The sequence below is a fragment of the Kitasatospora sp. NPDC086009 genome (assembly GCF_044540385.1).
Taxonomy (GTDB): Bacteria; Actinomycetota; Actinomycetes; order Streptomycetales; family Streptomycetaceae; genus Kitasatospora.
Genome location: NZ_JBITSA010000043.1, coordinates 1 through 6,161, shown reverse-complemented (window position 1 = coordinate 6,161; position 6,161 = coordinate 1). Strand labels below are relative to the sequence as shown.

Annotated in this window: 3 tRNA genes and 3 rRNA genes; all 6 read left to right on the top strand. The window is 51.4% G+C overall.

Annotated features, from left to right (window positions below):
- Positions 1-581 precede the first annotated feature (581 nt).
- The 6 genes from ACIF6L_RS38615 to ACIF6L_RS38590 all read left to right on the top strand — a co-directional run bounded on the left by ACIF6L_RS38615 (position 582) and on the right by ACIF6L_RS38590 (position 6,012).
- Positions 582-2,123, top strand: a 16S ribosomal RNA gene (locus tag ACIF6L_RS38615).
- Between the two features lie 139 nt (positions 2,124-2,262).
- Positions 2,263-2,338 (top strand) — tRNA-Glu (locus ACIF6L_RS38610).
- A gap of 244 nt (positions 2,339-2,582) precedes the next feature.
- Positions 2,583-5,490, top strand: a 23S ribosomal RNA gene (locus ACIF6L_RS38605).
- Positions 5,491-5,596: 106 nt separating this feature from the next.
- Positions 5,597-5,712, top strand: a 5S ribosomal RNA gene (gene rrf / locus ACIF6L_RS38600).
- Together the 16S, 23S and 5S rRNA genes with 3 tRNA genes alongside form the textbook arrangement of a ribosomal RNA operon.
- Positions 5,713-5,807: 95 nt before the next feature.
- Positions 5,808-5,884: transfer RNA gene (locus ACIF6L_RS38595), tRNA-Asp, on the top strand.
- Positions 5,885-5,936: 52 nt separating this feature from the next.
- A tRNA-Trp gene (locus tag ACIF6L_RS38590) sits at positions 5,937-6,012 on the top strand.
- The last annotated feature ends 149 nt before the right edge of the window (positions 6,013-6,161 follow it).

Genomic DNA, 6,161 nt, shown 5'->3' with positions numbered 1-6,161 from the left:
TCTACTCTCTATAAGGAAAGGTTTTTCTCTCTATAAAGGGGGTATCAGGCACAAATTCAGGTAACGCCCCCATAAAAAGGGGAGCGTTTCGTCGCGGGGAATTGTAGCGAAAACGTTTGCGTGGCGCTCGTAAATTTTCCGTGCAAATCACATCTGTGGATAACACTGTGCGCAAGTGGGTATAAGGCGGGGTTTTGCTGTGGAATGCAGCGAACGATCGTTTTTGCTGAAAATACCTGTTGCGGCCTGCGAGGAACTCCCTATAATGCGCCTCCATCGACACGGAACATGTGAACAACTTCACAGAGTCTCCGGGGTTCGAAGAGAAAAAATCCTGAAATTTAGGGGTTGACTCTGAAAGAGGAAAGCGTAATATACGCCACCTCGAGTTAGCAAGCTAAAGCGCCTAACTCACTGCTCTTTAACAATTTATCAGACAATCTGTGTGGGCACTCCACAAGACGATATCCAGCATCTTCGGATGCAAAAAAATATCAAGTCTTGAAGAGTGACTAACTGAAGTAAAATTCATGCAGTAAATCTTTGAGCATCGCTTCTCGAGTGGAAGCAAATCAAGCTTTTAATTGAAGAGTTTGATCATGGCTCAGATTGAACGCTGGCGGCAGGCTTAACACATGCAAGTCGAGCGGTAGCACAGGAGAGCTTGCTCTCTGGGTGACGAGCGGCGGACGGGTGAGTAATGTCTGGGAAACTGCCTGATGGAGGGGGATAACTACTGGAAACGGTAGCTAATACCGCATAACGTCTCCGGACCAAAGTGGGGGACCTTCGGGCCTCATGCCATCAGATGTGCCCAGATGGGATTAGCTAGTAGGTGGGGTAATGGCTCACCTAGGCGACGATCCCTAGCTGGTCTGAGAGGATGACCAGCCACACTGGAACTGAGACACGGTCCAGACTCCTACGGGAGGCAGCAGTGGGGAATATTGCACAATGGGCGCAAGCCTGATGCAGCCATGCCGCGTGTGTGAAGAAGGCCTTCGGGTTGTAAAGCACTTTCAGCGAGGAGGAAGGTGGTGAACTTAATACGTTCATCAATTGACGTTACTCGCAGAAGAAGCACCGGCTAACTCCGTGCCAGCAGCCGCGGTAATACGGAGGGTGCAAGCGTTAATCGGAATTACTGGGCGTAAAGCGCACGCAGGCGGTTTGTTAAGTCAGATGTGAAATCCCCGGGCTCAACCTGGGAACTGCATTTGAAACTGGCAAGCTAGAGTCTCGTAGAGGGGGGTAGAATTCCAGGTGTAGCGGTGAAATGCGTAGAGATCTGGAGGAATACCGGTGGCGAAGGCGGCCCCCTGGACGAAGACTGACGCTCAGGTGCGAAAGCGTGGGGAGCAAACAGGATTAGATACCCTGGTAGTCCACGCTGTAAACGATGTCGATTTGGAGGTTGTGCCCTTGAGGCGTGGCTTCCGGAGCTAACGCGTTAAATCGACCGCCTGGGGAGTACGGCCGCAAGGTTAAAACTCAAATGAATTGACGGGGGCCCGCACAAGCGGTGGAGCATGTGGTTTAATTCGATGCAACGCGAAGAACCTTACCTACTCTTGACATCCAGAGAACTTTCCAGAGATGGATTGGTGCCTTCGGGAACTCTGAGACAGGTGCTGCATGGCTGTCGTCAGCTCGTGTTGTGAAATGTTGGGTTAAGTCCCGCAACGAGCGCAACCCTTATCCTTTGTTGCCAGCGGTTCGGCCGGGAACTCAAAGGAGACTGCCAGTGATAAACTGGAGGAAGGTGGGGATGACGTCAAGTCATCATGGCCCTTACGAGTAGGGCTACACACGTGCTACAATGGCATATACAAAGAGAAGCGACCTCGCGAGAGCAAGCGGACCTCATAAAGTATGTCGTAGTCCGGATTGGAGTCTGCAACTCGACTCCATGAAGTCGGAATCGCTAGTAATCGTAGATCAGAATGCTACGGTGAATACGTTCCCGGGCCTTGTACACACCGCCCGTCACACCATGGGAGTGGGTTGCAAAAGAAGTAGGTAGCTTAACCTTCGGGAGGGCGCTTACCACTTTGTGATTCATGACTGGGGTGAAGTCGTAACAAGGTAACCGTAGGGGAACCTGCGGTTGGATCACCTCCTTACCTAAAGATATTGATTCGAGTGGCGTGCTCACACAGATTGTCTGATGAAAAGTAACGAGCAAAGCGCTACCTGTTGATGCCATGAGTCATTCATGCTGATACGAACCGATTAAGACAGTCAGTTTAATCGGATTTTCGTGTCCCCATCGTCTAGAGGCCTAGGACACTGCCCTTTCACGGCTGTAACAGGGGTTCGAATCCCCTTGGGGACGCCATTCCGATAATGAGTGAAAGACATTATCACCGGTCACGACAGACCGAAAAAATCTTAAAGATGACTTGCGAGTCGTGTTTAAGATATTGCTCTTTAACAATCTGGAACAAGCTGAAAATTGAAACATGACAGCTGAAACTTATCCCTCCGTAGAAGTATTGGGGTAAGGATTAACCTGTCATAGAGTCTCTCAAATGTAGCAGCACGATGTGTTCTCTGTTTACAGAAACATCTTCGGGTTGTGAGGTTAAGTGACTAAGCGTACACGGTGGATGCCTAGGCAGTCAGAGGCGATGAAGGGCGTGCTAATCTGCGAAAAGCGTCGGTAAGGTGATATGAACCGTTACAACCGGCGATACCCGAATGGGGAAACCCAGTGTGTTTCGACACACTATCATGTCATGAATACATAGTGGCATGAGGCGAACCGGGGGAACTGAAACATCTAAGTACCCCGAGGAAAAGAAATCAACCGAGATTCCCCCAGTAGCGGCGAGCGAACGGGGAGGAGCCCAGAACCTGAATCAGTTCTTGTGTTAGTGGAAGCGTCTGGAAAGTCGCACAGTAAAGGGTGATAGTCCCGTACACTAAAATGCATTAATTGTGAGTTCGATGAGTAGGGCGGGACACGTGACATCCTGTCTGAATATGGGGGGACCATCCTCCAAGGCTAAATACTCCTGACTGACCGATAGTGAACCAGTACCGTGAGGGAAAGGCGAAAAGAACCCCGGCGAGGGGAGTGAAATAGAACCTGAAACCGTGTACGTACAAGCAGTGGGAGCACCTTCGTGGTGTGACTGCGTACCTTTTGTATAATGGGTCAGCGACTTATATTTTGTAGCAAGGTTAACCGTATAGGGGAGCCGTAGGGAAACCGAGTCTTAACTGGGCGAATAGTTGCAAGGTATAGACCCGAAACCCGGTGATCTAGCCATGGGCAGGTTGAAGGTTGGGTAACACTAACTGGAGGACCGAACCGACTAATGTTGAAAAATTAGCGGATGACTTGTGGCTGGGGGTGAAAGGCCAATCAAACCGGGAGATAGCTGGTTCTCCCCGAAAGCTATTTAGGTAGCGCCTCGTGAACTCATCTTCGGGGGTAGAGCACTGTTTCGGCTAGGGGGCCATCCCGGCTTACCAAACCGATGCAAACTCCGAATACCGAAGAATGTTATCACGGGAGACACACGGCGGGTGCTAACGTCCGTCGTGAAGAGGGAAACAACCCAGACCGCCAGCTAAGGTCCCAAAGTCATGGTTAAGTGGGAAACGATGTGGGAAGGCATAGACAGCCAGGATGTTGGCTTAGAAGCAGCCATCATTTAAAGAAAGCGTAATAGCTCACTGGTCGAGTCGGCCTGCGCGGAAGATGTAACGGGGCTAAACCATGCACCGAAGCTGCGGCAGCGACGCTTAGGCGTTGTTGGGTAGGGGAGCGTTCTGTAAGCCGTTGAAGGTGGCCTGTGAGGGTTGCTGGAGGTATCAGAAGTGCGAATGCTGACATAAGTAACGATAAAGCGGGTGAAAAGCCCGCTCGCCGGAAGACCAAGGGTTCCTGTCCAACGTTAATCGGGGCAGGGTGAGTCGACCCCTAAGGCGAGGCTGAAAAGCGTAGTCGATGGGAAACAGGTTAATATTCCTGTACTCGGTGTTACTGCGAAGGGGGGACGGAGAAGGCTAGGCTAGCCGGGCGACGGTTGTCCCGGTTTAAGCGTGTAGGGGGAGTGACCTGGTAAATCCGGTTACATACCAACCCTGAGGCGTGATGACGATGCACTACGGTGCAGAAGTAGTTGATGCCCTGCTTCCAGGAAAAGCCTCTAAGCATCAGGTAACACAGAATCGTACCCCAAACCGACACAGGTGGTCAGGTAGAGAATACCAAGGCGCTTGAGAGAACTCGGGTGAAGGAACTAGGCAAAATGGTGCCGTAACTTCGGGAGAAGGCACGCTGGCATGTAGGTGAAGTCCCTTGCGGATGGAGCTGAAGCCAGTCGAAGATACCAGCTGGCTGCAACTGTTTAATAAAAACACAGCACTGTGCAAACACGAAAGTGGACGTATACGGTGTGACGCCTGCCCGGTGCTGGAAGGTTAATTGATGGGGTCAGCCGCAAGGCGAAGCTCTTGATCGAAGCCCCAGTAAACGGCGGCCGTAACTATAACGGTCCTAAGGTAGCGAAATTCCTTGTCGGGTAAGTTCCGACCTGCACGAATGGCGTAATGATGGCCAGGCTGTCTCCACCCGAGACTCAGTGAAATTGAACTCGCTGTGAAGATGCAGTGTACCCGCGGCAAGACGGAAAGACCCCGTGAACCTTTACTATAGCTTGACACTGAACATTGAGCCTTGATGTGTAGGATAGGTGGGAGGCTTTGAAGCGTGGACGCCAGTCTGCGTGGAGCCAACCTTGAAATACCACCCTTTAATGTTTGATGTTCTAACTCGGCCCCGTGATCCGGGGTGAGGACAGTGTCTGGTGGGTAGTTTGACTGGGGCGGTCTCCTCCCAAAGAGTAACGGAGGAGCACGAAGGTTAGCTAATCACGGTCGGACATCGTGAGGTTAGTGCAAAGGCATAAGCTAGCTTGACTGCGAGAGTGACGGCTCGAGCAGGTACGAAAGTAGGTCTTAGTGATCCGGTGGTTCTGAATGGAAGGGCCATCGCTCAACGGATAAAAGGTACTCCGGGGATAACAGGCTGATACCGCCCAAGAGTTCATATCGACGGCGGTGTTTGGCACCTCGATGTCGGCTCATCACATCCTGGGGCTGAAGTAGGTCCCAAGGGTATGGCTGTTCGCCATTTAAAGTGGTACGCGAGCTGGGTTTAGAACGTCGTGAGACAGTTCGGTCCCTATCTGCCGTGGGCGTTGGAAGATTGAGAGGGGTTGCTCCTAGTACGAGAGGACCGGAGTGAACGCACCACTGGTGTTCGGGTTGTCATGCCAATGGCATTGCCCGGTAGCTAAGTGCGGAAAAGATAAGCGCTGAAAGCATCTAAGCGCGAAACTTGCCTCAAGATGAGTCTTCCCTGGGCCTTTAAGGCCCCTGAAGGAACGTTTAAGACTAAGACGTTGATAGGCTGGGTGTGTAAGTGCAGCGATGCATTGAGCTAACCAGTACTAATGATCCGTGAGGCTTAACCTTACAACACCGAAGGTGTTTTGGTGAGACCAAGACAATATTCAGCTTGTTTACAGATTGGTTCTGATGGCGACACGAGAGTGGCGCGGTTGGAATGAAACAGAATTTGCCTGGCGGCAATAGCGCGGTGGTCCCACCTGACCCCATGCCGAACTCAGAAGTGAAACGCCGTAGCGCCGATGGTAGTGTGGGGTCTCCCCATGCGAGAGTAGGACACTGCCAGGCATCAAATAAACGTTATCAGTCTGACAACTGGTAATGAGCAGGATCGCCAAGCGCGGTTTTGCCCACATCGAAAGATGTGACGTAAAAGAATCGGTGGAGCGGTAGTTCAGTTGGTTAGAATACCTGCCTGTCACGCAGGGGGTCGCGGGTTCGAGCCCCGTCCGTTCCGCCACTTATTTAAATTATGCCTGCTATATTAGCGGGCATAATGTTAAGCGAGATTTAGGGGCGTAGCTCAGTTGGTAGAGCACCGGTCTCCAAAACCGGGTGTCGCGAGTTCGAGTCTCTCCGCCCCTGCCATATTAGAAACCCTTTGCGAAAGCGAAGGGTTTTTTTTGCGTGAAATTTCCCCATCTCCCATAATTCCCCTGAAAGATCGCTTAAAACTCCCACCGAAATCGTTCCCAATTTAGACATTTTTAGCTGGATCCATGTACAAAATGGTTGTT